General features: G+C 68.0%; 32 protein-coding genes. 10 read left to right on the plus strand and 22 right to left on the minus strand.

Annotated elements, in window-relative coordinates; translation table 11 throughout:
* The first annotated feature begins 232 nt into the window (after positions 1 to 232).
* Positions 233 to 805: a TetR/AcrR family transcriptional regulator gene (locus tag ACLARN_RS12270; protein WP_409491465.1), complete on the plus strand. Its 573-nt coding sequence runs from the start codon at positions 233 to 235 to the stop codon at positions 803 to 805.
* Here ACLARN_RS12270 and ACLARN_RS12275 read toward each other — a convergent pair.
* On the minus strand, positions 796 to 1,554 hold the full coding sequence (locus ACLARN_RS12275; RefSeq protein ID WP_409491466.1) for an SGNH/GDSL hydrolase family protein: 759 nt from the start codon (positions 1,552 to 1,554) through the stop codon (positions 796 to 798). The genes ACLARN_RS12270 and ACLARN_RS12275 overlap by 10 nt on opposite strands.
* A gap of 187 nt (positions 1,555 to 1,741) precedes the next feature.
* Between ACLARN_RS12275 and ACLARN_RS12280 the strand changes: the two genes are divergently transcribed.
* Complete coding sequence (locus ACLARN_RS12280; protein WP_409491467.1) at positions 1,742 to 2,128, plus strand: VOC family protein; 387 nt, start codon at positions 1,742 to 1,744, stop codon at positions 2,126 to 2,128.
* 144 nt (positions 2,129 to 2,272) lie between these two features.
* A complete protein-coding gene (locus ACLARN_RS12285; protein WP_409491468.1) occupies positions 2,273 to 3,451 on the plus strand; it encodes an epoxide hydrolase family protein in 1,179 nt (392 codons plus the stop codon).
* Here the strand turns inward: ACLARN_RS12285 and ACLARN_RS12290 are convergent.
* The 10 genes from ACLARN_RS12290 to ACLARN_RS12335 form a co-directional block, all read right to left on the minus strand.
* The gene (locus tag ACLARN_RS12290; protein ID WP_409491469.1) at positions 3,448 to 3,915 is read right to left on the minus strand and encodes a hypothetical protein; all 468 of its coding nucleotides are present in this window, start codon (positions 3,913 to 3,915) and stop codon (positions 3,448 to 3,450) included. The two genes, ACLARN_RS12285 and ACLARN_RS12290, sit on opposite strands and share 4 nt — an antisense overlap.
* Before the next feature lie 285 nt (positions 3,916 to 4,200).
* Positions 4,201 to 5,178 (minus strand): prolyl aminopeptidase, encoded by a 978-nt coding sequence (gene pip, locus ACLARN_RS12295; RefSeq protein ID WP_409491470.1) that lies wholly within the window; start codon positions 5,176 to 5,178, stop codon positions 4,201 to 4,203.
* 42 nt (positions 5,179 to 5,220) lie between these two features.
* Positions 5,221 to 5,469 (minus strand): hypothetical protein, encoded by a 249-nt coding sequence (locus tag ACLARN_RS12300; protein WP_409491471.1) that lies wholly within the window; start codon positions 5,467 to 5,469, stop codon positions 5,221 to 5,223.
* A gap of 5 nt (positions 5,470 to 5,474) precedes the next feature.
* The gene (locus ACLARN_RS12305; protein ID WP_409491472.1) at positions 5,475 to 6,824 is read right to left on the minus strand and encodes a TRAP transporter large permease subunit; all 1,350 of its coding nucleotides are present in this window, start codon (positions 6,822 to 6,824) and stop codon (positions 5,475 to 5,477) included.
* 66 nt (positions 6,825 to 6,890) lie between these two features.
* Positions 6,891 to 7,568, minus strand: a complete 678-nt coding sequence (locus ACLARN_RS12310) for a substrate-binding domain-containing protein (RefSeq protein WP_409491473.1) — start codon at positions 7,566 to 7,568, stop codon at positions 6,891 to 6,893.
* A complete protein-coding gene (gene otnC, locus ACLARN_RS12315; RefSeq protein WP_409491474.1) occupies positions 7,565 to 8,212 on the minus strand; it encodes a 3-oxo-tetronate 4-phosphate decarboxylase in 648 nt (215 codons plus the stop codon). Before otnC ends, ACLARN_RS12310 begins: the two co-directional genes overlap by 4 nt.
* A complete protein-coding gene (gene otnK, locus ACLARN_RS12320) occupies positions 8,209 to 9,447 on the minus strand; it encodes a 3-oxo-tetronate kinase (RefSeq protein ID WP_409491475.1) in 1,239 nt (412 codons plus the stop codon). Before otnK ends, otnC begins: the two co-directional genes overlap by 4 nt.
* Positions 9,444 to 10,052, minus strand: coding sequence for a hypothetical protein (locus ACLARN_RS12325; RefSeq protein WP_409491476.1), 609 nt, complete (start codon positions 10,050 to 10,052; stop codon positions 9,444 to 9,446). Before ACLARN_RS12325 ends, otnK begins: the two co-directional genes overlap by 4 nt.
* Positions 10,049 to 10,846, minus strand: coding sequence for a hydroxypyruvate isomerase family protein (locus ACLARN_RS12330; protein WP_409491477.1), 798 nt, complete (start codon positions 10,844 to 10,846; stop codon positions 10,049 to 10,051). The genes ACLARN_RS12325 and ACLARN_RS12330 overlap by 4 nt, the downstream gene beginning before the upstream one ends.
* On the minus strand, positions 10,843 to 11,826 hold the full coding sequence (locus ACLARN_RS12335) for a phosphoglycerate dehydrogenase (protein WP_409491478.1): 984 nt from the start codon (positions 11,824 to 11,826) through the stop codon (positions 10,843 to 10,845). The genes ACLARN_RS12330 and ACLARN_RS12335 overlap by 4 nt, the downstream gene beginning before the upstream one ends.
* 126 nt (positions 11,827 to 11,952) lie before the next feature.
* On the opposite strand from ACLARN_RS12335, the gene ACLARN_RS12340 reads away from it, so the two are divergent.
* On the plus strand, positions 11,953 to 12,648 hold the full coding sequence (locus ACLARN_RS12340; protein ID WP_409491479.1) for a GntR family transcriptional regulator: 696 nt from the start codon (positions 11,953 to 11,955) through the stop codon (positions 12,646 to 12,648).
* 303 nt (positions 12,649 to 12,951) lie between these two features.
* Here ACLARN_RS12340 and ACLARN_RS12345 read toward each other — a convergent pair whose 3' ends face one another.
* From ACLARN_RS12345 to ACLARN_RS12355, 3 genes are all read right to left on the minus strand, one after another.
* On the minus strand, positions 12,952 to 13,833 hold the full coding sequence (locus ACLARN_RS12345; RefSeq protein WP_409491480.1) for an alpha/beta fold hydrolase: 882 nt from the start codon (positions 13,831 to 13,833) through the stop codon (positions 12,952 to 12,954).
* A gap of 146 nt (positions 13,834 to 13,979) precedes the next feature.
* Positions 13,980 to 14,558 (minus strand): TetR/AcrR family transcriptional regulator, encoded by a 579-nt coding sequence (locus ACLARN_RS12350; protein WP_409491481.1) that lies wholly within the window; start codon positions 14,556 to 14,558, stop codon positions 13,980 to 13,982.
* Positions 14,559 to 14,626: 68 nt separating this feature from the next.
* A complete protein-coding gene (locus ACLARN_RS12355; RefSeq protein WP_409491482.1) occupies positions 14,627 to 14,905 on the minus strand; it encodes a hypothetical protein in 279 nt (92 codons plus the stop codon).
* Between the two features lie 91 nt (positions 14,906 to 14,996).
* On the opposite strand from ACLARN_RS12355, the gene ACLARN_RS12360 reads away from it, so the two are divergent.
* From ACLARN_RS12360 to ACLARN_RS12370, 3 genes are all read left to right on the plus strand, one after another.
* The gene (locus tag ACLARN_RS12360; protein WP_409491483.1) at positions 14,997 to 15,281 is read left to right on the plus strand and encodes a hypothetical protein; all 285 of its coding nucleotides are present in this window, start codon (positions 14,997 to 14,999) and stop codon (positions 15,279 to 15,281) included.
* Positions 15,278 to 16,237 carry an NAD(P)/FAD-dependent oxidoreductase gene (locus tag ACLARN_RS12365; RefSeq protein ID WP_409491484.1) on the plus strand — a complete coding sequence of 320 codons (960 nt, stop codon included), beginning with the start codon at positions 15,278 to 15,280 and terminating at the stop codon, positions 16,235 to 16,237. The genes ACLARN_RS12360 and ACLARN_RS12365 overlap by 4 nt, the downstream gene beginning before the upstream one ends.
* Positions 16,238 to 16,343: 106 nt before the next feature.
* A complete protein-coding gene (locus tag ACLARN_RS12370) occupies positions 16,344 to 17,012 on the plus strand; it encodes a class I SAM-dependent methyltransferase (RefSeq protein WP_409491485.1) in 669 nt (222 codons plus the stop codon).
* Positions 17,013 to 17,022: 10 nt separating this feature from the next.
* Here ACLARN_RS12370 and ACLARN_RS12375 read toward each other — a convergent pair whose 3' ends face one another.
* From ACLARN_RS12375 to ACLARN_RS12390, 4 genes are all read right to left on the minus strand, one after another.
* The gene (locus ACLARN_RS12375; RefSeq protein ID WP_409491486.1) at positions 17,023 to 17,634 is read right to left on the minus strand and encodes a hypothetical protein; all 612 of its coding nucleotides are present in this window, start codon (positions 17,632 to 17,634) and stop codon (positions 17,023 to 17,025) included.
* Positions 17,635 to 17,750: 116 nt separating this feature from the next.
* Positions 17,751 to 18,212: a hypothetical protein gene (locus ACLARN_RS12380; protein ID WP_409491487.1), complete on the minus strand. Its 462-nt coding sequence runs from the start codon at positions 18,210 to 18,212 to the stop codon at positions 17,751 to 17,753.
* Positions 18,213 to 18,404: 192 nt separating this feature from the next.
* Positions 18,405 to 19,253, minus strand: coding sequence for an NAD(P)H-binding protein (locus ACLARN_RS12385; protein WP_409491488.1), 849 nt, complete (start codon positions 19,251 to 19,253; stop codon positions 18,405 to 18,407).
* On the minus strand, positions 19,250 to 19,675 hold the full coding sequence (locus ACLARN_RS12390) for a nuclear transport factor 2 family protein (protein ID WP_409491489.1): 426 nt from the start codon (positions 19,673 to 19,675) through the stop codon (positions 19,250 to 19,252). The genes ACLARN_RS12385 and ACLARN_RS12390 overlap by 4 nt, the downstream gene beginning before the upstream one ends.
* Positions 19,676 to 19,761: 86 nt before the next feature.
* Between ACLARN_RS12390 and ACLARN_RS12395 the strand changes: the two genes are divergently transcribed.
* On the plus strand, positions 19,762 to 20,370 hold the full coding sequence (locus ACLARN_RS12395; RefSeq protein WP_409491490.1) for a TetR/AcrR family transcriptional regulator: 609 nt from the start codon (positions 19,762 to 19,764) through the stop codon (positions 20,368 to 20,370).
* Positions 20,371 to 20,652: 282 nt separating this feature from the next.
* Here the strand turns inward: ACLARN_RS12395 and ACLARN_RS12400 are convergent, their stop codons facing one another.
* Positions 20,653 to 21,762 (minus strand): epoxide hydrolase family protein, encoded by a 1,110-nt coding sequence (locus ACLARN_RS12400; RefSeq protein ID WP_409491491.1) that lies wholly within the window; start codon positions 21,760 to 21,762, stop codon positions 20,653 to 20,655.
* A gap of 100 nt (positions 21,763 to 21,862) precedes the next feature.
* Between ACLARN_RS12400 and ACLARN_RS12405 the strand changes: the two genes are divergently transcribed.
* On the plus strand, positions 21,863 to 22,336 hold the full coding sequence (locus ACLARN_RS12405; protein ID WP_409491492.1) for a MarR family winged helix-turn-helix transcriptional regulator: 474 nt from the start codon (positions 21,863 to 21,865) through the stop codon (positions 22,334 to 22,336).
* Positions 22,337 to 22,539: 203 nt separating this feature from the next.
* On the opposite strand, the gene ACLARN_RS12410 is transcribed toward ACLARN_RS12405, so the two are convergent.
* Together ACLARN_RS12410 and ACLARN_RS12415 are read right to left on the minus strand one after the other, a co-directional pair.
* A complete protein-coding gene (locus ACLARN_RS12410; protein ID WP_409491493.1) occupies positions 22,540 to 23,427 on the minus strand; it encodes a LysR family transcriptional regulator in 888 nt (295 codons plus the stop codon).
* A gap of 52 nt (positions 23,428 to 23,479) precedes the next feature.
* Positions 23,480 to 24,235, minus strand: a complete 756-nt coding sequence (locus tag ACLARN_RS12415) for an SDR family oxidoreductase (protein WP_409491494.1) — start codon at positions 24,233 to 24,235, stop codon at positions 23,480 to 23,482.
* 151 nt (positions 24,236 to 24,386) lie between these two features.
* On the opposite strand from ACLARN_RS12415, the gene ACLARN_RS12420 reads away from it, so the two are divergent.
* On the plus strand, positions 24,387 to 25,607 hold the full coding sequence (locus ACLARN_RS12420) for a hypothetical protein (protein WP_409491495.1): 1,221 nt from the start codon (positions 24,387 to 24,389) through the stop codon (positions 25,605 to 25,607).
* 18 nt (positions 25,608 to 25,625) lie between these two features.
* Here the strand turns inward: ACLARN_RS12420 and ACLARN_RS12425 are convergent, their stop codons facing one another.
* A complete protein-coding gene (locus tag ACLARN_RS12425; protein ID WP_409491496.1) occupies positions 25,626 to 26,138 on the minus strand; it encodes a CGNR zinc finger domain-containing protein in 513 nt (170 codons plus the stop codon).
* Positions 26,139 to 26,146: the final 8 nt, after the last annotated feature.

Genomic DNA, 26,146 nt, shown 5'->3' on the forward strand with positions numbered 1-26,146 from the left:
CGGGTTCTGGGTGACAGACCACCGGTACGGCGCCGCGACGGTGAAGGAATTGGGACACTCAACGTCCCAATTCCTTCACCGTCAGCCTCACGAATTGACGAATAGCCGCCTGACCTGCAAGACCTCGACTTTGCCGGGACCCTGCGTTAGGCGCAAGGAAGGGGGCCTTCATGTACTTCAGGTGAGCAAGGCTGCCTGACCGGCCGTTGACCTCGGGTCTAGGATCCCCGCTGTGACGGACGAGAAACCGCTCCGAGCCGATGCCCGCCGTAACCGGACCAGGGTGTTGGAGGCTGCGGAGCGCGTCTTCACAGCCAAGGGCACCAGTGCGCCCACCGAGGAAGTCGCCCGCGAAGCAGGCGTCGGAGTCGGCACGGTGTTCCGGCATTTCCCGACGAAAGAAGCCCTACTGGAGGCGGTCCTCTACGCGCGCCTGCACCGCTTCGTCGACGAAGCGGAAGCGACCGTCGCAGCCGAATCGCCGGATCCGGGCGCGACGTTCTTCGGGTTCCTGACCGGCTGGATCGAAATGGCAGGCGCCAAGAACGCGTACTTCGAAGCTCTGTCGGCGGCCGGAGTCAGCGTCCCGTCGCCAGGATCGGTCATCGGCGTCCGCCTGAAGGAGGCGCTGGGCGTACTCCTCGGCCGCGCACAGGACACCGGCGATGTCCGCAAGGATCTCGGCGTCGACGAACTGATCCCGGTGATCATCGGCACGGCGAAGGCGGCGGAGCACGCCGGGCCCGAGTTCCGGACCCGGACGATCTGCATCCTCTTCGACGGGCTCCGGCCGCGTCAGGTGTAGGGGTCCATCGTCGGCCGCTTCGGCGCGAGCGCGTCGCCAGAGGACTCGCCGCGTAGCCGGCGCCTGATCCACGGCACGGCGTGTTCCTTGCCCCACTGAAGGTTTTCGGTGCGCCGCGCCTGCGGGCTGAGCAGCGGCCGCGGCCCGAGCTCGGCGGGCGTCAGCTTGTGCGGTTCACCGAGCGCGTCGAGGACGGCGATGGCGATTTCGTTGTGCCCCGACGAGTTCAGGTGCAGGCGGTCGGGAGCCCAGAGGCGCCGGTCCCGGAGCTGCCGCATCGCCCACATGTCCACGAGCAGCGCCCCGTGCCGCGCGGCGATGCCGCGGACATGCTCGTTGTAGATCGCGACGCGGCCCCGGATCCTGCGGAACAGCGCGTCTTCGACCCCGTCGACACCGGTGAAGAGGACGACGCGCGCTCCGGTGGCGACGATCGTGCCGACCGCGGAGTCGTAGTCGTCGAGGAGCGCGTCGATGTCGACCTTGGGTCGCATCAGGTCGTTGCCACCGGCGTACAGCGTCACGAGGTCCGGGTTCAGCGCGAGCGCGGGGGAGAGCTGCTCCGTGAGGACCTGCCCGAGGAGCTTGCCGCGGATCGCGAGGTTGGCGTAACGGAAGTCCTGGTGGTTGCCCGCGAGCTGGCCCGCGACACGGTCGGCCCAGCCGCGGACGCCGTTCGGCGACGACGGGTCGTCGTCGCCGACACCTTCCGTGAAGGAATCTCCAAGACTGACTAAGCGCTTAGTCATCGCGAGGCACACAGGTTGTGTCCGTCAAAGAACGAGGGCATGTCCCGATGCTACCCAGAGGGATGGGCGCGGCCGGTGCTGGGTTCGCAGAACTCAAGTCGCGATGAGCCGGGAAACGTTACGGACAGGACCGAAGGGGTGACAGTGGGTTGACCTCCAGTAATCCGGAGGTTCTAGCGTTCTTCTCATGACAGTGCAGCTGAATCACACCATCGTCAACGCCACCGACCGGGCCGCCACGGCGGACTTTCTGGTTTCGATCCTCGGGTTGCCCGAGCCAGCCGAGTTCGGCCCGTTCCTGGTGGTCCAGACCGGCAACGGCGTCTCGCTCGACGTCATGCACAGCACCGAGGAGTTCTCCAGGCAGCACTACGCGTTCCTGGTCGAGGAGGACGAGTTCGACACGATCTTCGGGCGGATCCGCGAAGGAGGTCTGCCCTACTGGGCGGGGCCGCGGCACCACGGCGCCGGCGAGATCAACACCAATGACGGCGGCAGGGGCGTGTACTTCGACGACCCCGACGGTCACGTGCTGGAGATCCTGACCCGCCCGTACGGATCCGGCGTTTCCTAGGCGCCATCGCCCGCTTGCCGTCGGGCGTCAGGATGGCCACGGCCCGCCCTCGGGCGCTGCATGGAACCACCTTAGCTGGTTGCACGCTGGCACGATGGCCTGATAGAACCGTCTTAGCCGGTTCCGCGATGGCCAGGAGGTCTCATGCCCCGTTCGACCAGTGACGTGCAAGCATTCGAAGCCCGAGCGACTGACGCTGAACTCGAGGATCTGCGCGCACGATTGGCCGCCGCGCGGCTACCGGAGGCCGAGACGGTCTATCGCGCCGCGCCCGACCCTCGCCGATGGGAACAGGGCGTTCCTCTCGCCGACCTCGTCGATGTCGTGGACTACTGGCGCACCGGGTATGACTGGCGGTCGTTCGAAGAGCGCCTTGACCGGATCGGCCAGTTCCGCACGATCATCGACGGTCTGGGAATCCACTTCCTGCACCGCCGATCCCCGCGCGCGGATGCCACTCCGCTGATCTTGACGCACGGCTGGCCAGGCAGCGTCGCCGAGTTCATCGATGTAGTGGACGAGCTGGCGGATCCGAAAGACGCGGAGGCGCCGGCTTTCCACGTCGTGGCCCCGTCGTTGCCAGGCTTCGGTTACAGCGACAAGCCGGCCACCACCGGATGGGGAACCGAGAAGATCGCGGCCGCGTGGGTGGAGCTGATGGGAAGGCTCGGCTACGGAAAATTCGTTGCACACGGCGGCGACTGGGGAGGCAATATCACTACGGTCCTCGGTGGCAGGTTCCCAGCGCACGTCCTCGGTATCCACACGACGTTCGCGGAGGCGCCACCCGGGTTGACCACGGACGGGCTGACCGCGGTCGAGCGCGAGTGGACCGAGGAAACCCGTGATTTCTGGCGCAACCGTGCGGCGTACGCGAAGCAGCAGGCGACCCGGCCGCAGACCATCGGCTACTCGCTCGTCGACTCACCGGTCGGGCTTCTCGCCTGGATCCTCGACAAGTTCGCCGAGTGGTCGGACACCGAGGACAGCCCGTTCGAGAGGATTTCCAGGGACCGGATCCTCGACGACGTCACCCTGTATTGGCTGACGCGGACCGGCGCGTCGGCGGCCCGCATCTACCACGAAAGTCACAACTCGCTCGATCCCGAACTTCGGGTCGACGTCCCGTCGGCGATCACCATGTATCCCCGCGACATCGAGAAGTCTCCGCGCCCCTGGGCGCGGGAGCGATACCGGCAGATCGTCCGATGGAGGTCGCCCGAAACCGGGGGACATTTCCCGTCGCTGGAGGTCCCCGAGTATTTCGTCAAGGATCTCCAAGAGGGCCTCGCGGCAGTGCTGGCCGCATCCTCGCCGCGCTAGCTCGGTGGCTGCTGAGTCGGCGGGTTCGGCTGCTGGGGACCAGTCTGGGGGTAGCCGGGCTGGGGATTCGGGAAACCCGGCTGCGCGACCGGCGGGTAGTTGACAGGACCAGGGTACGGCGCTGGGCCGGATTGCCGAGGCGGACGGCCGGCCTTGAGGACCGCGATCGCAACCAGGAGCCAGGAAAGCACCGAGGCGATGTCGAGCGGGATGCCGACCCCCATGAAGATCCAGCGGATCTCGTCGGCGGTGAGATCGTCGCCCCAGGACGACAGGTTCACCAACACGAACTGCCAGACCATGCCTGCCACCGTCGTGACGAGCATGACGACGAAGGCGCCCACCATCAGGCCGGAAACTCCCCTGGAGCGTCCTTTGATGGAAAAGATCAGGCCAAGCAGACCTACCACGAGCTGCAACAACCGCGGGATGGTCTCGATGCTCGCGAACCCTAGTTGTGACATGTCTGCCTTCCACAGTTCTCCGCCGGAGATCGAGACGCCCGACCACGTGCGGTCGATCCTAGGCGGTGACAACGCCCCGCGGGAGGTGTTCGGTAAGTCCCAGCCGTAGCAGAGGACGGTGCGGACGGCCGCGATCAGTCCACTTCGGACACTTCTGCGTGCTCGATCACGTGAGTTACGGGTCCAAGCACGCGAGGTACGCCTTCAAACACGCGTGTTCGGCCACCCGAAGTGTTTCGTCCGTGTCGTCCCAAGGGAGGACAGCTGGGCTACCCGCCGCAGCGATCACCGCTCCTGGTCCTGGGCGAAGCGGTCGGTGGCGGCGATGATCGCGGTGGTCATGCTGCCGCCGTTATGACCGGTGTCGTCGAGAACGACGAGTTCGCTTCCGGGCCAGGCCTGGTGCAGGGACCAAGCGATCCCGAGTGGACTGCTGGCGTCGTAGCGCCCGTGGATCAGCACAGCGGGAATGCCGTGGAGTCGCTCGATGTCGCGCAGCAGTTGCCCTTCGTCGAGAAAGCAGCCATTGGACCAGTAGTGGGTGACGAGGCGGGCGAAGGTCAGCTGAAATGCCGGGTCGGCGATCGACAGGAACGGTGTGGCGTCGGGGGCCAGCGAGATGTGCGTGTCCTCCCATTCGCACCACCTGTGTGCGGCCTTGGCCCGGATCTCGGGGTCGGGGTCGTGGAGCAACCGGCTGTAGGCGGCAGACAGGTCGCCGTCGCGTTCGGAGGCGGGCACACCGTTGCGGAATCGTTCCCACTCGCGCGGGAAAACGCGGCCCATGTCGCGGGTGATCCAGTTGGTCTCGCGTCGGTCGCCGTTGGTGATGGCGGCGAGTACCAGCTCGGTCACCTGCTCGGGATGCGCTTGGGCGTAGGCGATAGCGAGTGTGACGCCCCACGAGCGACCCCAAACCAGCCAGCGGGCGATTCCCAGGCGGCTCCGCAGTGCCTCGATGTCCCCGACGAGGTGCTGCGTGGTGTTAGCCGACAGATCAACGACCGGGTCGGCAGCCGACGGGACGCTGCGGCCGGAATTACGCTGGTCAAACAGGACCACGCGGTAGCGGTTCGGGTCGAAAAGGCTCCGCATCCCGGGAAGGCTCCCCGTGCCGGGACCGCCGTGCAGCACGATGACCGGCTTGCCGTCGGGGTTGCCCGACACCTCCCAATACAGCGAATGGCCGTCGCCGACATCCAACATTCCTGACTCGTACGGCTCGATCGGTGGGTAACGCGTGTCGTCGGATGTACTCGCCATACACAGATGATCTCGCACGCGGGTGCCCGACGAGACGGAGGACTAGTGCATGCGGTCCTCGGCGTCCGGCGCGTTCTCCCGTCCTTCCTTCGTATAGAACAGAAGGAACGCGAGGATGCCCGCGATTCCGGCGATGACACAGACGTTGTCGGCGACGTCGGTGCCGAACGTCGTCACGATCGGCCCGGAACCGACGACGATGCCGATCGTCTGCCCGGCGACGACCACGAAGCCGCCGACGAGGAAAGCGAACAGGCAGACGCGGGTCGCGGCCAGCAAGATCCGATACACGGTGATCACGCTCCAGGCAGCCACAGCACGCCGACGGCCATGAGCACGCCGAACAGCAGTGTGGGCAACAGGTAGTAGAGGACGACCGGGACGAAGATCCGCACCGGGTTGATTTCGGCGATACCGGCCGCGACGTACAGCGGCGCCGCGCCTGGTGGGGAGCATCCCTCCGACGACGCCCACACGAGGATGGCGGCGAAGGCGACGTGCGGAGGGATACCGGCGGCGGTCAGCGCGGCGAACGCGACCGGGCCCACGGCGGCGACCGTGGACGTCGTGTTGAGCGGACCCGCGACGAGCACGATGACGACGCCGACCACGATGGCCGCCACCAGCGGGGAGACTCCGGTGAGCCCTTCCAGGTAGGGCTTGAGCTGATCGTCCAGGCCGAGTGTCTTCAGCACGTTCGACGCGGCGAACGCGGAGATCATCGTGACCCCGACCAGGCCGAGCTTGGGACCGACCGCGCCGAACAGGTCCCACCACTGCGCCCGCCCCTTCGGCAGCAGTTTCCGCTCGACGAGCAGTCCGACCAGCAGCATGACGATCGGCAACCAGATGAGCAGCGGGATCGCGTCGGGGGCGTCGATGCCGATCCTGGCCGAGACGAAGTCCGCGGTCGGCGGGGCGGTGAGCAGGATCGGGACGGCGATCGAGCCGAGGACGACCAGCGAAGGCCAGCCCACCTTGAACGACGCGCGCAGCGGATGGATGTCCTGCGGCTCCATCGCCTGTACGCCACGGCGTTTCACGATGACGTACGCCATGAGCAGCCGCATCCCCACCATCCACGCGCCGGTGACGAAGATCGTCGCGACGATGTCGCCCGCACTGAGCACCGGCAGCACGGTCGGCGCGGCAAGAAGGATGAAGAACGCGCCGCTGAAAGGGAAAGTGGCGCCGACACCGGCGTTCCCGGACAGTACGAGCGCCGCGGTCTCACCACTGGCCTTGGACCGCTTCATCCAGGGAATGGTGATCGACCCGATCGTGGCGACGATCGCGGCACCGTTGTGGGCGACCGCGCCGAACAGTCCGGAGGCGACGGTCGCCGCGTAGGCCGATCCACCTCGGCGGCGGCCGAGGAACGAACTGAGGATGTCGACCATCCGCTGCACCAGTCCTGTCCTGGTGAGCAGTTCGCTGACGAAGACGAACGCCAGCGCGGCGAAGGTGATCTCGGACTTGAGCCCGTCGACCAGGCTTTCCCAGGCGACGGCGAAGAAGTCCGTGCCCGCGAAAGCGGCGGTGACGAGGAAGCCGACCACCATCGCTTCGCCGATGTTGCGTTTGAAGACCGCGTTCCACACGACGATGGCGGCGATGAACGCGACCAGCGCCAGGATCGCGTTCATCTGCGAGTCCGTGGTGAGAAGTGCATGACGGGGAACCTCCGGTGACGTCGTTGGCAGAGGGGGAGATCAGTCGGTGACGAGGCCGGCGTCGCGGTAGGCGGCCTTCGCCTCCGGTCCGGAGAGGAACCGCAGCAGGTCCGCGGCCTCGGGCGGGGCCGAGCAGCCGAGCGCGGCGGACATTTCGCTGTAGTGCTGGGCGCCGTCGGGGAGCGGGCCGATGATCTTGGCCTGGGGAACGAACTTCAGTTCGCTGATCTGCTGGACGGCGAGGTCGGTGCGGCCGTCGGTGACGGCGAGTGCGGTGAAGCCCTTCTCGACGATGGTCGCCCGCGAGTTCACCTCGTCGGCGATGCCCAGTTTCCGGATCAGGTCGGCGAAGTAGATGCCGCTCGCTCCGCTGCGTGAGTAAGCGACCGATCGCGCGGACGTGAGGGCCGTGCGCAGGGCGTCCACGGTGCCGATGTCCGGGCTGTCGAGTCCCGGCGCGGTGGCGATGCCGATGCCGCTTTTCGCCAGCACCACACGGGATTCGGGGGTGACCGCGCCAGCGGCCGCGAGTTCGGTGAAGGCGCTGGACACGGCGATCACGACGTCGGGCCTGGCGCCTTCGCCGATCTTCTTGACGAGGATGGTGGTGGGGTCGTACGTGACGTCGACATCGACGCCGTGCTTCTTCGCGAACGCGTGCAGCAGCACGTCTTCGAGTGCCTTCTTGACGGAGAGGGCGGTGAAGAGGCTGATCATGGGGTGTCCCTTCGAGCGGGTGGGGAGTGGAGGGCGTCTCGCTGGCGATCGGTCAGCGGACGGGAGGAGAGGCCTCGCAGGAGCAGGAAGATCTCCGCGGTGTGCTCGAGTTCTTCGAGTGCGTCCAAGGCGGTGTCGAGGTTCGTCCCGGCGACCACCGGGCCGTGGTTGGCGAGCAGCAGCGCCGGATGGCCGACGGCGGCGCGAGCGATCGGCTCGGCGACGCCGGGGTCGCCCGGCGGGTGGTAGGGGAGCAGGGGAAGGCGCCCGACCCGCATCGCGAAGTACGCGGTCAGCGGCGGGATGGCGTCGTCCGGGTCGAGACCGTCCAAACACGACACGGCCGCGGAATGGGTCGAGTGGGTGTGCACGACCGCGTTGTCGGACGGACGCTCCCGCAGCACGATCGCGTGGAAGAAGGCTTCCTTCGACGGCGGCGGTCCGGCGAGGTGGTTTCCGTCGGCGTCGATGACCGACAGGTCCCCGGGTCGGACGGTGCCGAGACAGGCTCCGGTGGGTGTGACGAGGATCTGTTCGCCGTAGCGCACGGAGATGTTGCCTGTGCGGCCGTGGGTGAATCCGCGGTCGTAGAGGGACCGCGCCGCGGCGATGACGCGCTCGCGATGGAGCCGGTCGGTGCTCATGAGCCGGACGCCGTCGCGAGGAGGTCCGGATCGCCGAAGTTGCCCGACTTGAGCAACAGGGCGGGATGACCGTCGCCGACAGGATGGATCCACGGCACGCCGGGTGCGGCTTCGGCGCCGATGACACCGCCGCGGACGCCGAGCGCGGTGACGATCGCTCCGGACGTCTCGCCGCCCGCGGCGATGAGTCGCCCCACCCCGCGTTCGGCCAGGCCGATCGCGATGAGACCGGTCGCCTTCTCCAGGATCTCGGCCGATCTCGCGACACCCAGTTCTTCCTGTGTGCGCTTGAGATCCGCCGGACTCGACGACGAGTAGATCAAGGGCGCGCCGACGTCGGTCAAGGAGTCGTACCAGGCGAGTGCTTCCACCGCGAGGACGTCCGGATCCGGCGTCGCCACCGGATCGAGCCGGTATGCGGGACGGCCTAGCCGCGTCATGACGGCGACCTGCTCCAGCGTTCGCGCCGAGCAACTTCCGGACAACACCGCCGCCCGACCGGCCGGCGTACGTGCTTCGGTCACCAGGGGAGTGGCAGAGGCTCGCGCGGCGGCGAGTCCGGCCGCGAGACCCGCCGCGCCCGCGACGAGTGGCGAGTCCACCACGACCCGGCCGAGCAGGCGGAGGTCGTCTTCGGTGAGCGCGTCGACCAGGACGTAGCCGGTCTTGCCGTCGACCGCTTCGCGCACGGCGGTCTCACCGCGCCGGACGACGTCGTGCGTGATCAGTGCGACCGGAGTGTCGGTCTGCGCCCGCAGCAGCCGGGGCAGCTGCGAATCCGTCATCGGGGTCGCGGGATGGTCGCGCATGGGCGATTCCGCCAGCAGGGTGTCGCCGACGAAGAGGTGGCCCTGGTACTGCGTGCGTCCGTGCTCCGGTGAACTCGGTGTCATCACGACACTGCCGGGCGGCAGAGCCCGCGACAGCGCGTCGAGGACGGGACCGATGTTGCCGCGTGGCGTCGAGTCGAAAGTGGAGCAGTACTTGAAGTAGATCTGCTCCGCCTGCCGGTTTCGCAGCCACCGCAACGCGTCCAAGGACGACGAGACCGCGTCCGCGACCGGGATCGCACGGCTTTTGAGAGCGATCACGATCGCGTCGTGCGGTGGAAGCGCCTCGGTTTCGGGTGGGACTCCGAAGTACAGCAGGGTGCGCAGTCCGCCTCGGCGGAAGGCGACCGCGACGTCGGTCGCGCCGGTGAAGTCGTCGGCGATCGCGCCGAGCACGCCGGTCATGCACCGATCACCGCCTTCAACCTCGCGGCGGCGCTGCGCGGTCCGGACACGACGGGGAGGCCGAGGGCGGAAGACAGTTCCTCGGCGGCCGGGGCGAGCGAGTATTGGGCCAGCAGAACGAGATCCCAGCCGCCGGAATGCGCCCGGCAGGTTTCGATGAGCTTGTCCGGAGCGAACACCCCACCGACCTCGACGGTGATCCCCTTGTCGCGGGCCGCCTGCTCGAAACGCGCCGTCGAGTCGCTCAGCGCCGAGGCCAGCGAGGCGACCACGAGGATCCTGGAGTGACCGCTGGACAGCGCGTCATCGAAGGCCGCTTCGTCCGGAGCCAGGAGCGGGACCGGCGCGTCGACCTGCTTGGTGACCTCGCCGTAGAGCGAGCACGTGAGCAGGACGCCATCGGCGCCGCCGGTGACGGCGTAGTCGATGAGACGGCGCATCCGGTCGTCCAGCGCGGGCGTGCGGCCGTCCTCGCCGACGTCGGCCAGCAGCCGATCGTCGAGGATGTTCCATGGCTGGGCCTGCGGGAATCCGGTCGCCAGCGCGTTCACCGCGGGCGGGATCGCGGCCGGTGTGGCGCTGATCAGCGCGATGCGCGGGCTCATCGGACCTGCTCCTTGATCCAGTTCAGACCCGTTTCGGTGGTGGTGGCGGGCCCGTACTCGCAACCGATCCAGCCTTCGTAGCCCTCGGACTTCAGGGTGTCGAAGACGTCGGCCCAGGGGATGCCGCCGGTGCCGGGTTCGGCCCGGCCGGGTGAGTCGGCGATCTGCACGTGAGCGGTGCGGGGCAGGAACTCCCGCAGCGCCGCGACGGCGTCCGTCTCGTCGATGAAGGCGTGGTAGACGTCGAAGAGCAGACTCACGTGGTCCTCGCCGATCGCGTCGGCGACCGCGGCCGCGTGTGCTTGCCCGTCGAGGACGAAGCCCGGCGCGTCCTGTTTGTTCTGTGCCTCCAGCAGGAGCCGGACGCCGCTGCCACGCGCCTGATCCGCCGCCCACGCGATGTTCGCGACGTACTGCGCGAAGGCGCGGTCACGGGAGACGTCGGCGGGACGGATCCCGGCGGGAAGGTGGAGGAAGGTACTACCCAGGGCCACGGCGTACTCCAGGCCGAGCTTCACTCCGTCGCGGAATTCGGCCGCGCGACCGGGCAGGCACGCGTAGCCGAGCCGTTCGGGGGAGCCGGGTTCACCGGTGGGGGAGTTGATGAGGATCTGGGTCAGGCCGGCGTCGGCGAGGCGCCGGACGAGCGTGGCGGCGGGGAAGGGATACGGCGAGGCATACTCGACGCCGGTGAAACCGGCCGCCGCCGCCGCGTCGAAGCGCTGTTCGAAGGGGAGTTCCGTGAACAGCCACTTGAGGTTGGCGTCCAGGCGAAGTCCATTGTGGAGGATCATCGGCGCACCGCTGTCGCGTACCCGGGGTTGACGAGGTTGCCGGGGACGCGCCCTTGCAGGGCGTCGATCACCTGCTGGGCGGCCATCAGGCTGGAGCGGGACCGGGCCTGTTCCGTCGCCGCGCCGATATGCGCGGTGACCAGGACGTTGTCGAGCCGCCGCAGCCTGCTGTCGAGTGGCAAGGGCTCCTCCGTGAGCACGTCCAGGGCCGCGCCCGCCAGCGCGCCGTTCTCCAGCGCGTCGGCGAGGGCTTCCTCGTCCACCACTTCTCCGCGCGCCGTGTTGATCAGGAAAGCCCCGGGCTTGACCTTCCGCAGCGCGGACGCGTCGATCAGGTGACGGGTGGAGTCGTCGAGAAAGATGTGCAGGCTGAGGAAGTCGGCCTCCGTCAGGACCTCGTCGAAGGTGCGGGCTTCGACGCCGGTCTCCGTCAGGAAGTCCTCGTCCGGGTACGGATCGTGGGCGACGACCCGCATCCCGAGCGCCAGCCCCAGCCGTGCCACGGTCTTGCCGATCGAACCCAGGCCGATCAGGCCGAGTACCGCGCCGTCGAGTTCCCGTCCGCTGCGCTGCTCCCAGCGACCAGCCTGGATGCTCGCGATGTTCTGCGGGATCAGACGTGCGCAGTTGAGCATGAGCGCCAGGACGTGCTCGGCGACCGACCGGCGGTTGGCGCCGGGGGTGAACGTGACGGCCACGCCACCGCGGGTCGCCGCGTCGAGGTCGATGTTGTCGTAGCCGACACCGCAGCGGCCGAACACCTTGAGCCGGGTCGCGGCCTCGATGACCTCGGCGGGGAAGGCGTCGGTCCCCGCGACGATCCCGTCGGCGTCACGGACGAGGTCGGCCAGGGGAGTGCCGGTGGCCTCGCGTTGCGCGGGGGTGGTGAAGACGGTGTCGAATCCCGCGTCCGAGAGCAGCTTGTCGACCTCACCGCCGGGCTTCAGATACGAGGTCGTCACGAGTACGCGCATGGTCATCCGGTTCGTTTCTCCTGTTCGAAGCTGCCTGATGAAAATACTATAGGATTCGTGTCAATAGTATAGCGAGGCAAGATCAAGGCGGCCGGGAGCGCGGGATATCGTGATGCGACTAAGGAGGGATCTATGACTTCCCCGCGGAGGTCCGGACGGCAGCCGCTCGCCGACCGGATGTACGAGGTGCTGCTGGGGCAGTTCACCGACGGCCGATGGTCCGCGGGCGAACCGGTCAACATCGGCGCGTTGTCACGGGAACTCGACGTCAGCCAGACGCCGCTGCGGGAAGCGCTGGCGCGGCTGGAACACACCGGGCTCGTCCGCCGCGAGGCGCTCAAGGGCTACCGGGTCGCCCCGCTGCTCACCGAGTTCGAACTGGTGAAGCTGATGGACGCGCGCCTGGTCCTCGAACCCGCCCTCGCCTACGAAGCCGCCCGCCGGACGACACCTGAGTTCCTCGGGGAGGTCTTGGAGAGCGTCGACGACCTCGCACGCGCGGCCACCTCGCCGGACACCGCGGCCTTCAGCGCGTACTGGACCATCGACGAACGGTTCCACCTGCTCATCGCCGCCCAGGCGGACAATCCGTTCCTGGAGAAGGCATACCGGTCACTCGGGGGACAGGTGCAGCGATTCAGGTTCTTCGCGAAGCTCGGCTCAGCCAGGGGAGCGCCCGGACTCGCGGCGGAGGAGCACCGCGCCGTCTATGACGCTCTGGTGGCGGGGGAGCCCGACGAGACGGCCGCTCGGATGCGGCGGCATATCGAGAATGCCAAACAGCGCGTCCTGGAAGACCGGAAGTCGGTCGAGGCGGCCGGTCACTGACCTTCCTTCAAATGTATAACGCCCTATATGCCGATGTAAGATTCAAGAACCTTGCATCTTCACAAGAAAATGCAAGCTAAGACCAGAACGGGTCGAGCCATTCTCCGACGGGTAGGACATGGGCACGTCGTCCGGCTTGCGTGCGAAACTCGCTCTGCGGCTGGAGGTGTGGCGTGTCGATCACCGCGCCGTTGGCGGGCAGGAATACCGCGTCGAACGGGCGGAATCGGCGCGCGATGAGCCATCAGGAGCCCCTCGGCTTGCGGGCCGCGTCGGGCCGCCGACATCGGTAGTCGGGTGCGGTTACCTGTGTTCGGCCAGGAACGGCACGATGATGGCGGCCATGTCGTCGGGTACTTCCTCGGCGAGGTCGTGTCCGGCGTCGAAGACGTGGCCAGTGACGTCGTGGGCCATGAGCCGCATCTGGGACTCGTTGCGGTCGCCGATGAACGCGGATCCGCCAAGTGCCAGGACGGGGATGTCCAGCTTCTTCTGTGCGGCTCGCCGGTTTTGTTCGGCGTTGACGAGCATTGCCCGGTAGATCGAGAGCATCGCGCGGATGCCGCCAGGCATGGAGTAGCAGCGCACGTATTCGTCGACCGCGTCGGGAGTGGCGGTGTCGGGGTGGCTGCGCTCGTACTTGATCATGTAGGTGATCAGCTCACGCTCGTGCCCGGCGATCAGCATCTCGGGTACGTCCGGCTGGAAGTAGAAGCCCAGATGCCACAGGTGCATGCCGCTGGCGACATTCTCGGGGGTGAGCGCGGTGTGGTCCTCGAAGCCGAACCCGGGAAACAACGCTTCCGCGAACACGAGAGCGTTGAGGTGGCCGCGGTGGCGGGCGGCGAGCTGGTAGCCGATCACCGCTCCCCAGTCCTCGCCCGCCACGGCGTACGTCTCGTGTCCGAGGTGGGTCATCAGCTCGGCGATGTCGTCGCTCATCGTCACGGAGTCGTAGCCATCCGCAGGACGGGCGGAGTCGCCGAGACCGCGAAGGTCCGGAACAACGACGGTGTAGTAGGGCGTCAGCTTCGGAACGAGGTGGCGCCAGTGGTAACCGGTCTTGGGCACGCCGTGCAACAGCACTACCGCGGGGCCGGACCCGGCCGCCCGGTAGTGCAGGCTCGTTCCGTTGACTGCGGCACGTCCCGTGCGGACCGGCGTTCCGTCATGGTCGAACATCATGTTTCCCAGCTTTCCTGGTGTACTTCGCAGTGCGAGGTGGCGTTGCCGCGCTGCACCCACCGCGGCCCCGGTGCGGACCACACGTTGGCGGCGCAAGATGCTTCTTCTTTTCTGGATCGAGTGATCCAGTTTGAGGGCAGGCAAAATCAGTCGAGAGCGGCCAGAGCGACCTCCACGAGTGGTTCGAGGGTGGAGACATCCGGGGTGATCTTCGCGGAGACCAGTAGTCCGTTGAGGAAGGTGACAAGGAAGGCGGCCAGCGTGTGCGGGTCGTGCCGCGCCGCGATCTCGCCCCGCTCCGCCGCGATACGCAGCACCTCGACGAGCGCGTCCCGGCTGGCGTCCTGCATGTCCCGCACGGTGCGCCGGGTCGCCGCATCCTTCGGCAGGCGCTCGCAAGCGGCATTGACGACCAGGCAGCCCCGGCCGTCGTCTTCCACGGCGATCAGGACCCGCTCGACCAGCATCGTACGGATCACCGACCGGGCATCCGCCCCCTCCTTGAGGTCGCTCAGAGCGGCCGCCGCGAGGGTGGTTCGGTAGCGCTCCAGCGCCGCCCGGTACAGGCCCTCCTTGTCACCGAACGCGGCATACAAGGACCCCTGCCCGATCCCCAGGTGCCGGGTCAGGTCCCGTACCGAAGTCGCCTCGTAGCCGCGCGACCAGAACAGCTCCATCGCACGGCCCACCGCCGCCTCGGTATCGAATTCGCGAGTCCTGACCACGACTCCACCCTACCCCTTTCTGGATCGAACGATCAAGAAAGGGGGCCAGCACTGGTGAGCTCACGTTATCAACTGTCGCCAGTTCTCCGGTCTCGTAACCGTGTGTGGTCACCTGGGTCGTAGCGGCTCCAGGTGGTTCCTGCGGTTGTAGCTGTGCGAGCGGTGTGGTCTTGGGTGTAACCGAGCATGGTGGCGGTGGTGAGGTTGAGTCGCTGATCAAGGTGCTGCCGCAGCAGGTGTGCGAACGGCCGCGGAATCGAGATAGGCAGGTCCCCGAGCCGGACGCTCACCTCGTCGAGTACGTCGTCGAGAGTGAGTTTCAGGATGATCAGCAGCTTGTTGCTCATGGCCCAGCGCAGGATCGAGTGTTTGTCGAACAGACGTCGAGGGCGACCGACCCGGGTGGTCCGGGGTCGTTCAGCTCAGCAGGCCGGCGAGGTGGGCCAGCCGACTGGAGTCGAGCTCGTCGCCGATCGCGACGTCGCGTGTCACTGCCGTTACGGCATTTCCGGTCATGCAGGCCCGGCCGCCGTCGATGCGGTCATGTTCGCTGCTGTCGCGGCCTTGGGGAACATCGGTACGCCGTCGGCGCTGAGATCGATCATGGTCGTACAGCACACTGGCCGGCGGTTCTATCAGGATTCACCGAAGGTCGATGCAGGTTGCCGTTCCGGCAAGGAAAGTTGCGGCAGGCAACTGGCCTCTGCACCGTTGCTCGCATGAGCACTCACGACGTAGTCATCATCGGTGGTGGACCAGCGGGCCTGGCGGCGGCTGTGACGTTGGGCCGTGCCCGGCGTGACGTATTGGTCATCGACGCAGGCACGCCCCGCAACGCGCCTGCCACCCAGGTCCACAGCTATCTCGGACGCGAAGGTGTCGATCCGCACGAACTGCTGGCCATCGGCCGATCGGAGGTCGAGCAGTACGGCGGCACCGTCCGCGACGACACCGTGATCGGCGTGGAGCGTGTCAGCGAGGATGCCCTGCGGGTCACCCTTGCCGACGAGAGCACTGTTGACGCAAGGCGGGTACTGGTGGCCACTGGTGTCGTCGACGAGCTGCCCGACATTCCCGGCGTCGCCGACCGCTGGGGCGTGGACGTGCTGCACTGCGCCTACTGCCACGGCTACGAGGTCCGAGACAAGGCAATCGGGCTGATCGCCAGCGGCGTCGCCTCCCTCCACCAGGCGCAACTGTGGCGTCAGTGGAGCGAGAAGGTCACCCTGTTCACCAACGAGTCCGTGGAACTGACCGCGCCGCAACGCACCGAGCTCGCAGCGCGCCAGATCAGCGTGGTGCCCGGCCGGGTCACCGGCGTCGAGGTCACCGACGACGCACTCAGCGGCGTCCGGGTCGGTGACAGCGTGACCGAAGTCCAGGCCGTCGTCGTCTTCCCCGTGTCGGTGGCCAAAGTCGACACTCTGCTCGCAGACCTGGGCCTGACGGCCGAGGTCAAGGACATGGACGGCCAGCTCATCGGCGAGACCCTGCCCGCCGACCCCCAGACGGGAGCGACCTCTGTTCCCGGGGTGTGGGCGGCCGGCAACGTGCGAGGCCACCGGGCGCAGGTCATCGACGCTGCCGCACAGGGTGGGCTGACCGGGGCAATGATGAACATCGACCTGGTCACCGAGGACGTGCACCGCGCCGTCGCGGCACATCCCGCCACGCTCTGAACTTCTCGTGAGTCCAGCGTGCAGGAGCTCGATGAGCGCCGACACGAAGGTGAAGTCCTGACACTTGCTTCGACAGCCGGCCACAGGCAAAAGGAAGGCCTTTAAGATGACAGAACGCCAGCCGCTCAGCGACGAGGAGACGGCCGCCATGTTCGAGCCGCACGGCTGGGACGAGCGTTACGCCGGCCAGGAGCAGGTCTTCAGCGGACAGCCCAATGTGCAGCTCGTAGCCGAGGCGGCCGGGCTGACACCGGGCAGCGCTCTCGACATCGGCTGCGGCGAGGGAGGCGATGTGATCTGGCTGGCCCGGCAGGGCTGGACGGTCACCGGCGCTGACTTCTCCGCAGCCGGCCTGGCACGCGCTGCCCGGCGCGCCGAGCAGGACGGCGTCGCCGACCATGTCGACTGGTGGCAGATCGACGCTCGCGTCTTCACTGCGGGTGGCCGATCCTACGACCTGGTCACCAGCCACTACCTGCAGCCGCCGGACGGCGGGATGACACAGGTGACCCGCCGGCTCGCCGACGCCGTCGCCCCCGGTGGCCACCTCCTGATCGTGGGCCATGCCCCGATGGGGTCGTCCGCCCCACTGACCGCCGGGCAGCGCGCGGCGATGTTCTCTGCCAAGGACCTGCTGCCCGGCCTGCCGGACGGTTTCGACGTCCTCGCGGTCGAACAACGGCCACGGACCTTGATCCGCGGCGGAACGACCATCCACGCCGCCGACTCCACCCTGCTTGCCTGCCGTCGGCACGAGAACGGCCTCCACCGGTGAGCTCGCGTCTTCAACTGTCGTGTGTTCTTCGATCTTGTAACGGGGTGTGATCACCTCCGGCGTAGCGGGCCCAGGTTCCTCCGGCCTCGGCGACCAGCCGTGCGGTGTGGTCGGTGCTGTAGCCGAGGGTCTTGGCAGCGACGGGTGCGGGTGCTTGCAGGACGAGTTGCCGGAGGGCGGCGGTCCGGCCGCGACGCCCGGGAATCCCAACCTGCCGGAGGCGCAGTTCGAGCGTGGTTGGGGACATGGGTTGGCCGGCTCGGCGGCCGGGGAACAGCCAGCGGGCGCCGGGGTTGGTGGCGGTGGTGAGGTTGAGCCGGTGATCGAGGTGGTTGAGCAGCAGCGCGGCGAAGGGTTGTGGCACCGGGGATGGCGGTTCGCCGAGCCGGAGGCTGACGTCACCGTCCTCGACCAGGACATCGTCGACGGTGAGCCGCAGGATCCGGGTGATGGGCTGGGCGTAGAGCAGCGTCAGGGTGGCTGCCACTCGGGTAAGTAGCGGGATTTCCTCGTCGGTGAGTGCGCGACGGATCGTGGTCAGGCGTTGCTGCTGGCTGATCGGTGCTGGGTTTCTCGTGCTCTGGTGCGGGATGGCCACCGGGGTGAGGAGCTTGGCGCGCATCGCCCAGCGCAGGAAGGTGTGCGTGAGCTGGCGGGCGGTGTAGGCGTCGGCGTACCAAGCGTCAATATCGGCCTGCCGACAGCCGTCCAGGTCCCGCCGTCGTCGTAGTAGCCAGGTCAGGAAGGCGGCAGCGTGCCGGAGCGGGCTCGTGCGGTCTGGCTCTCGCGCAGCGGAGCCCGCTCGGCGAACTGGTGAAGCCGCCGTTGGACATGCCAGGCCGAGAACCGCTCCACCACTTGACGGTGCTCGCGCCGTTTGATCCCGGCCAGGGTGTCACCGAGCCACCGCTGGAACAGCATCAGGTGCCGGTCGACCTGCGGGAGGACGCCGTGCAGCATCAGCAGATCCCGCAGGTAGGCGACCGATCGCCAGGGCGACAGGCCGTTGAGCGTGTCGTGCGTGATCGGCGTGCGCGGGTCGGCCAGCGTGCGCAGGAGCTTCTGAACGTGCTGGTTCCCGATCGTTGAGAAGCTCGTGCAGGCGTTGGCTGAGAACGCAGCGGGCGCAGAGATCCTGGACCTGGTGCCGGGCCTCGTTGCCGCAGCGGCCGCACCTGTAGTCGCCGGGGATTTCGGCAAGGGGCAATGAGTCTCTGAGTGCGCTGGTCGGGTGTGGTTGACGGGTGTCGGACGGCCCGGCCGGGCGCGTGCGCTGGGTAACGTCGGTTTCGGTTTGGGGTTTGAGCGTTGGCGGCGATCGATCGCACCGCGTATCCGCGCTTCAAGCGAGTGGTTCCGACTCGAACCAGAACTGCTGATCGTCCTGGAACATCAGCTGCTGCATCGCATCTCCCTCTCGACGAGGGCCCGGAAGGTGTACGGGGGCCGACCGGTGAGCCGCTGGACGGTGTCGGTGATGCGGTCCTCCGCCCCTTCGGCGATGGCACGGTCCATGCCGGCCAGCATGGCGGCGAACTCCACCGGCACCTCCGCTGTGAGGCGATCGCGCATCTGCTCGTAGGACAGACGGCGGTGGACGACGGGCCGGCCGATGACCTCGGTGATGATCGTGGCGATGTCGTCGTGGCCGAGTGCCTCGGGTCCGGTCAGGACGAGATCGGTGTTGGGGGCCTGCTCGTCGGTCAGCGCGCGTACGGCGACGGCCGCGATGTCCTCTGCGTCGACGAAGCCGACGCGGCCGTTCTCGGTGGCGGTCCAGATGATGGCCTCGTCGCGAATGCTGCGGGCGTGCGCGTGCGTGCCGGTGAAGTTCTGCATGAACCACGAGGGCCGCAGTACCGCCCACTGTTCGAAGAGATCGGGCAGGGCCTGGTGCACCGTTCCTACCGCCGGGCCGCCCTCGGGGATGCCCGAGGAGCTCAGCAGCACCGCGCGGTGCACACCGGCGGTGCGGGCCTGCTGGAGGAACGGAAGCATGGTCGCCGCGGGGTCGGAGTCGCCCAGGGGCGGTATGAGGTAGACGCGGTCGGCGCCGTCGAGGGCGGCCGCGTGGGTGGCGGGGTCGTACCAGTCGAAGGGGACCGGCTCGGCGCCGGCGACCGGGGTGGCCCGGCGGCTGGCGGCTTTGACACGGTGGCCTGCGGCCATCAGCTGTGCGGCGGTGCGGCTTCCTGTGGTGCCGGTGGCACCGATGACCAGAGTGGTGCCGTTGGTGGTCATCGGCTGCTCCCGATGAAGTCGGCGCCGGGTGCCTGGACGGCGAGGGGGTTCCAGTAGTCGCGGTAGGAGGTGATGTGCCCCTCTTGGACGGTCACGACGGCGATGTACGTCATGTCGAAGGGAGCATCCGTCTCCACCAGGCGGCCGACGCCGCGCATCTCGACCACGATGGTCTCCGGATCGGTCGTCTGATGGATCCGCAGGACGGGGAAGTCGTGCAGGTCGATCTGATCGGGATAGTGGCGCATGTAGGCGGCGACCGCCTCCTTGCCCTCCAGACGCCGGGGCCAGCCGTCGGGCGCGAAGGGGAACTCCACGATGCCATCGTCGGCCCACAGGGCGACCCACTCGGGAATGTCTTTGTCGAGCAGCAGCCGCAGGCTGTGGCGGTAGAGCTCCGTTGGTGAAGTCGGTGCGGTCATGGGTATCCTCCAGTTCACAGAATCCGGACCTCGGGTCCGTTCTGAGAATACGGACCACGGGTCCGCTTTGCAAATCGAGGAGGAGCATGCCGGAGCCCAGGTCCCGCAAGGACGCCGCCCGCAACCAGGAGGCCGTCCTCAAGGCCGCCGACACCCTTTTCGCCCGCCATGAGAGTCCCGACGATGTCACCATGGCCGACGTCGCGGCTGCGGCCGGCGTCGGCAAGGGCACGCTCTTCCGGGCCTTCGGGGACCGCGCCGGGCTGCTCCGTGCGTTGTATGAGGCACGACTCGAACCGATCAGGGAGGCCGTCGAGGCCGGCCCACCGCCCCTGGGGCACGCGACCCCACCGCAGGAGCGCGTGCCCGCCCTGCTCGATGCCGTCCTGTGCTTCAAACTCGACAACCGGCGCCTCGCACTGGCCCTGGAGGAAGGTGGGAGCAGCAGTCCGTACCAGGCCGAGCACTACCAGCGGTGGCACAGCCTCCTCCGAGCCGTACTGGATCAGATCCCCGGCCTGACCGACAGCGACTTCACCGCCCACGCCCTGCTCGCCGCGACACGAGCCGACCTCATCGAGCACCTGGCCGGACAAGAGCTCATTCCGCGGGAAAGAATGCGGGCACAGTTGGCGAACTTCGTCGCCAGAGTCCTGGTCTCCGGCCCAATGCAAGGGTTGACCGCCGAGGAGTGATCGAAGGATCGGGCGAATCTTGATCGGCGGGGCCTCTCGCAAACGACCACTGCCGGGTCATCCTCACCGTCTACTAAATGAGCCGCCTCGGTCGCGACTCCGCCGAGCTGACCGCGCACGGCATCGTGCTGGAGATGCTCGCCGGGCCGCTGGCCGGGATCTACGATCCCTAAGGTCTGAACGCGGCTGCCCGTAAGGGAAACCACGGCGGACGGCCCCCGATGATCACCGACGACATGAAGCCGCCGACCAGCAGCTTTGCAGGCTCACTGCGCGTTTCGCTCATATCCCGGCGGGCTCCCTATCCTCGGCAAGAAGCTTGAGGAAGAAGGCGCGGATGTCCTCGGCGAGCAGGTCCGGTACCTCCATCGCGGCGAAGTGGCCGCCACGCTCGAACTCGGACCAGTGCCTGATGCGGTACAGCCGCTCGGCCAGCGGCCGTACCGACTGCGTGATGTCGTACGGGAGCACCGCCACGCCGAGCGGAACCTGGCACGGCGCGGTCTTGCTCAGCGCGCCGTCGTGATGCAGCCGCGCCGAGGAGGCAGCGGTCGCGGTGAGCCAGTACAGCGAGATATCGGTGAGCATCCGGTCGTCGCTGACCGGCGAGCGGGGGTCCGTCCACTGTGCGAAGCGCTCGGCGATCCAGGCCAGCTGGCCGACCGGTGAGTCGGTCAGCGCGTAGCCGATGGTCTGCGGGGTGGCGACTTGCAGGGCCTGGTACGGCGGGCGATTCGCCATCAGCTGCCGGACCTTGTCGAGCCGGGCTTCGTCCTTTTCGGACAGTTCGACGCCGGCGTCCGGATCCGGCCGGGTCGGCAGGTAGTTGACGTGCACGCCGACGACCTGGTCGGGAGCGACCGCGCCGAGTGCGGTCGAGATACCCGAGCCGAAGTCGCCGCCCTGTGCGCCGTAGCGGTCGTACCCGAGTCTGCGCATCAGTTCGGCCCAGGCTCGCGCGATGCGGGGGATGTCCCAGCCGCGTTCGTGGGTCGGGCCGGAGAATCCGTAGCCCGGGATGGACGGGATCACCAGGTGGAAGTCGCGTGCCAGCGGCTCGATCACGTCGAGGAACTCCAGGAACGAACCGGGCCAGCCGTGGGTGAGGACCAGTGCGAGCGCGTCGGGATTCGCGGACCGGATGTGGACGAAGTGGATGTTCTGGCCTTCGATTTCGGTGGTGAAGTGTGGAAGCTCGTTGAGCTCGGCTTCGTGTGCGCGCCAGTCGTAGCCGGTGCGCCAGTGCTCGGCCAGTTCCTTGAGGCGCGCCAGTGGGAAGCCGTAGTCCCAGCCTGCTTCGGCGACCTCGTTGGGCCAGCGGGTGCGGGACAGGCGGTCGTGGAGATCGTCGAGGTCGGCCTGCGGGATGTCGATGCGGAAGGGCTTGATCATGGTCCGGGCTCCAGGAGGTCAATCGTTGAGATTCTAAACGTTTGCTCACCAAACGATAGCGCAATCGTTTGGTCTCCCAACGATTGGTTAGACTCGTCACATGGAGAACTCGTCCGAGGAGAGGGCCGCCCGGTGGCAGGGCCTGCCCAGCTGGCTGCTCACACAGGCCGCGAACCATGCGCATCGCCTGGTGACCGACGGGTTCTCCGCCGTCAACGCCCGGGGCTACCACTACCGCGTGCTGGCGACGCTGGAGGAGTTCGGGCCCGCCAGCCAGGCGACGCTGGGCCGCCGCAGTGGAATCCACGTCAGCGAAATGGTCGCGACGATCAACGAGCTCGCCGAACGTGAACTGGTCGAGCGTGCCCCGGATCCCGCCGATCGGCGGCGCAACGTCATCTCGCTGACCACCGCGGGCAAGCGGCAGCTGCGACGGCTGGAGAAGCAGCTGGCCGAGCGTCAGGACGAGCTGCTGGCGCCGCTGTCACCCGGCGAGCGGGAACGGTTCACCGAGCTGCTGTCGAAGCTGCTGGATCACCACAACCGGCGAACCGGCGAGGCCTGGATCGACTAGATGAGTGATTCCGTGGAGATCGTGTGAAGTGCCCCTGAATTGTTCGATTGGTCATCGATTGCCCGTATTGCCCGGTCTGCGAGGGCCCCAAGGGCTCGACATGCTCGGGCGACCGTGGCCGCCTCGGTCGCGGACCGCCCCTTCGGCGCGAACCAGGGTCGTGAAGGCCTCCTTGTCTACCTTGAGGGTAAGCAAGGAGGCCTTCACGACTTTTGACGATACGGACATACGGACGCGAGAAAGGCTTGGCGGGCGTCGGAAGTACCGTGCTGGGGCCAGAGGGCCTGAAGAGGTACGTGAATCGCCGGCCGTAGCTCCATGACGCGGACGGCGCCACCGGCCGCCGGTCCAGGGGAGGCGGTCACGAAGGCGACGCCGTCGGTGCCGAGGACGGCGGTGACCGGTGGCGTTCCCTGGATGGGGTTGCGGCGTACGCGTGGCTCGAATCCCGCGTCACGGCAGAGGTTGACGAGCAGATCGGTGTACCCGGACCGGCCGGGATGTCCCCAGACGGTGATCTCCTCGCCGTCGAGGTCTTGCAGCCGGAGATCCTCGCGTCCGGCGAGCCGGTGTCCCGCGGCGGCGGCGACGTTGAGTCGTTGGCGGATCAGGGTGGTGCCGACCAGGCCGTGCGCCGGGGTCAGCGCCCGGCCGAGGCCTAGGTCGAGCTGCCCGCCGAGCAGTTGTGCGGCGAGTTCGTCGGGATAACGCTGGTTGACGTCGATGATCAGTCCGGGGTCGGGCTGGTGTTCGCGCAGCAGGGCGGTGACCTCGTCGCCGGTGACGGCGGGGGTGTGGCCGACGCGGAGTCGTTCCGGTTCGCCGCGGCCGATGCGCCGGGCGCGCTGGACGGCGGAGTCGGCGATCCCGTGGAGCAGGCGGGCGTCGGCGATCAGCGCCTGTCCGGCGGGGAGGACGGTGACCCCGGTGGCGCTCCGCTCGAGCAGGGGGACACCGACCTCCCGTTCGAGCGTGCGCACCGAGGTCGACAGCGCCTGCTGGCTCAGGTGCAGCCGGGTCGCCGCGCGGGTGAAGCTGCCTTCTTCCGCGACGGCGACGAGGTGGTTCAGCTTGTACAGGTCCAGGCCCACCCCGGGGGTTCCCTTCTACGGCGTCACGGCCAGCGTAGGCGCGTTTCCGCGGTCAGCGCGTGGTGTAGCCACCGTTCGGGAACAGGGTCTGGCCGGTGAACCAGGCGCCGTCGGTGGCCAGGAAGCGGATGATCGGGACGATGTCCTCGATCTTCGTCAGCCGCCCGCCCATGGCCTGCGACTTGTGGAACTCGACCCGCTCGGGGGTTTCCTGCGGGTAGAAGAACGGGGTGTCCATCGGGCCGGGGGCGACGACGTTGACCGAGATGCCGCGGTCGGCGAACTCCTTGGCGGCGGCCCTGGTGAAGTGCTCCAGCGGGGCCTTGCCGCCGGCGTAGGTGGCGTAGCCGTCGGTGAAGGCCGCCAGCAGTGACGTGCCGAGGCTGATGATCTTGCCGTTGTCGGCCAGGCGTCGTCCGGCTTCCTGGATGAAGAAGTAGGCCGCCTTCGCGTTGACCGCGAACATGCGGTCGTACTCCTCTTCGGTGGTCTCGAGGATCGGCTTGCGGAGGACCATGCCGGTGGTGTTGATCGCGAGGTCGGCGCCGCCGAAGGTGTCCGCGGCGGTGTCGAAGAGGCGGCGGACGTCGGCGACCCGGGTCAGGTCGCCCTGGACGGCGACGGCCTCGGAGCCCGCGCCGCGAACGGCCTCGACGGTCTTCTCGGCGTCGGCCGCGGAGGCGTCTCCGTGGTAGTGGACGACGATCTTGGCGCCGGCTTCGGCGAGGGTGGTGGACAGGAGCCCGCCGAGGTTCTTCGCGCCGCCGGCGATGATCGCGACTGTGCTGTCGAGGTTCTGTTCGCTCATGGTTTCGACCGTAGGAGCGTGGGGCGGTCGCTGGGAAACACAAGATCCAGGTGAGGCCACAACCCTGGATTGTGGCCTTCCCCACGTGCGTTGAACTGCGAATATCCAAGATCGAACGGCGAAATGACTTCGTATTGTGGACACTCTGAGCGTGCTCCGAGAAGTCGACGATCTTGATCAGCCCGCCGGTCCCGAGACGGTGCCCCGCGAGGGGCGCCCGGCGCGTGCGTTCGGGAGAGTTCTCGACCGGCTGGCCTGGTCGCCGTATCCAAGGGCGATCCTGCTGTATCTCGTGATCCGCACGGCCAGTGTCCAGTTGCTCGACCTGCTGGCCGCCCGGCGTGGCGGGACGCTGACCGACCGGCTGACCGCGTGGGACGGGCAGTGGTATCTGCGGTTGGCGGTGCACGGGTACGCCGATCTGCCGGGGACGCTGGACGCGGCGAGGCAGCCGTATTCGGACGCGCCGATGGCGTTCTTCCCGCTGTATCCGAAGCTCGTCGAGGCGGTGATGTGGGTCGGGCTCGACGTCGTGACCGCGGCGCTGACGGTGTCGGTGCTGGCCGGCCTGGTGCTGGCGTGCGGGCTGATCCGGATCGGGCGGGCGGTGTCGGCGGATCGGGGTGACCGGACCGGTTTGCTGCTGGTGACGTTGTGGGCAGGGGCGCCGATGGCGATCGTGTTCTCGATGGCCTACACGGAGGCGGTGTTCTGCGCGCTGGCGGTATGGGCGCTGGTGTGTGTGCTGGAGCGGCGCTGGGTGTGGGCCGGGACGTGCGCGTTCGCGGCCGGGTTGTCGAGGTCGACGGCGGTGGTGCTGGTCGCGGTGGTCGTCGTCGCGGCGCTGATCGCTGCTTTCCGGCGTCCTGAGGAACGGGGGCGGGCGCTGGCGGGTGCGGTGGTCGCTCCGCTGGGGGTGGCGGGCTATCTGGGGTTCGTGGCCTACCGGACGGGGAGCTGGACCGGGTGGCAGGACATCGAGCTGCGGGGCTGGAACACCGAGTTCGATTTCGGGGTGGAGACCTGGGATTCGGTGCTGGCGCGGTTGACCGCGGACGAGTCGGTGTTCTCGACGCTGACGGTGTTGTTCCTGCTCGGGGCGGTGGCGCTGGCCGTGGTGGCGGCGTGCCTGCGGGTGCCGTGGCCGTTGACGCTGTACGGCGTCGGTGTGCTGTTGCTGGCTATCGGGACGCGGGGGCTGCCGGACGCGAAGATCCGGTTCATCCTGCCCGCCTTCCCGGTGCTGATCCCGATCGCGATCGGGCTGTCGAAGCGGCGGACGGCGACGGCGGTGGTTGCCGCGACGGCGTGGGTTGTCCTGGGCGCGTGGTTCTCGGCTCACGCGCTGACGGCGTGGCGATACGCGATCTAGGCGGATTGGCGTACCGGTCTAGCTCGCCTGCCGGGTCCGGTGATCGGCGACGTGGACCCGGGTCGCGCAGCGGGTGGAGCAGAACCGGCGGCGTCCGTTGCGGGAGACGTCGACGTAGACCGTTTCGCAGCCTTCGCGGGAGCAGACGCCGAAGCGGTCCGGGGCGTCGCAGACCAGATGCGCGAGCCCACCCGCGGTGTACGCGTGAACCCGGGGGACGGTTCCGGCCTGGGCATCGACGTAGTGCAGGTGGGGCGCTTTGCCGTCGTGGGTGGAGATGTACGGCTTGGACGCGGAGTCGAACAGCAGGGCGTTGACGAGGTCGACGCGCTCGGCCGGGTCCGCTTCGAAGACGCGGCGGAGCCGCCGCGTCCAGGCGACGATCTCGGCTGCTTCGTGCTCCTGGACGGCGGCGACCGTCATGCGGTCCTTGAAGATCGCGGTCAGCTCGGCGGGCCCGGCGGTGTCGCCGAGGTTCACCAGTTCGGCGGCGATCTGCGCCGCCGCCCCGCCGTAAGGGTTGAAGTGCATTAACTCAT

The organism is Amycolatopsis sp. cmx-11-12, assembly GCF_046269425.1.
In the GTDB taxonomy this organism is placed as follows: Bacteria; Actinomycetota; Actinomycetes; order Mycobacteriales; family Pseudonocardiaceae; genus Amycolatopsis.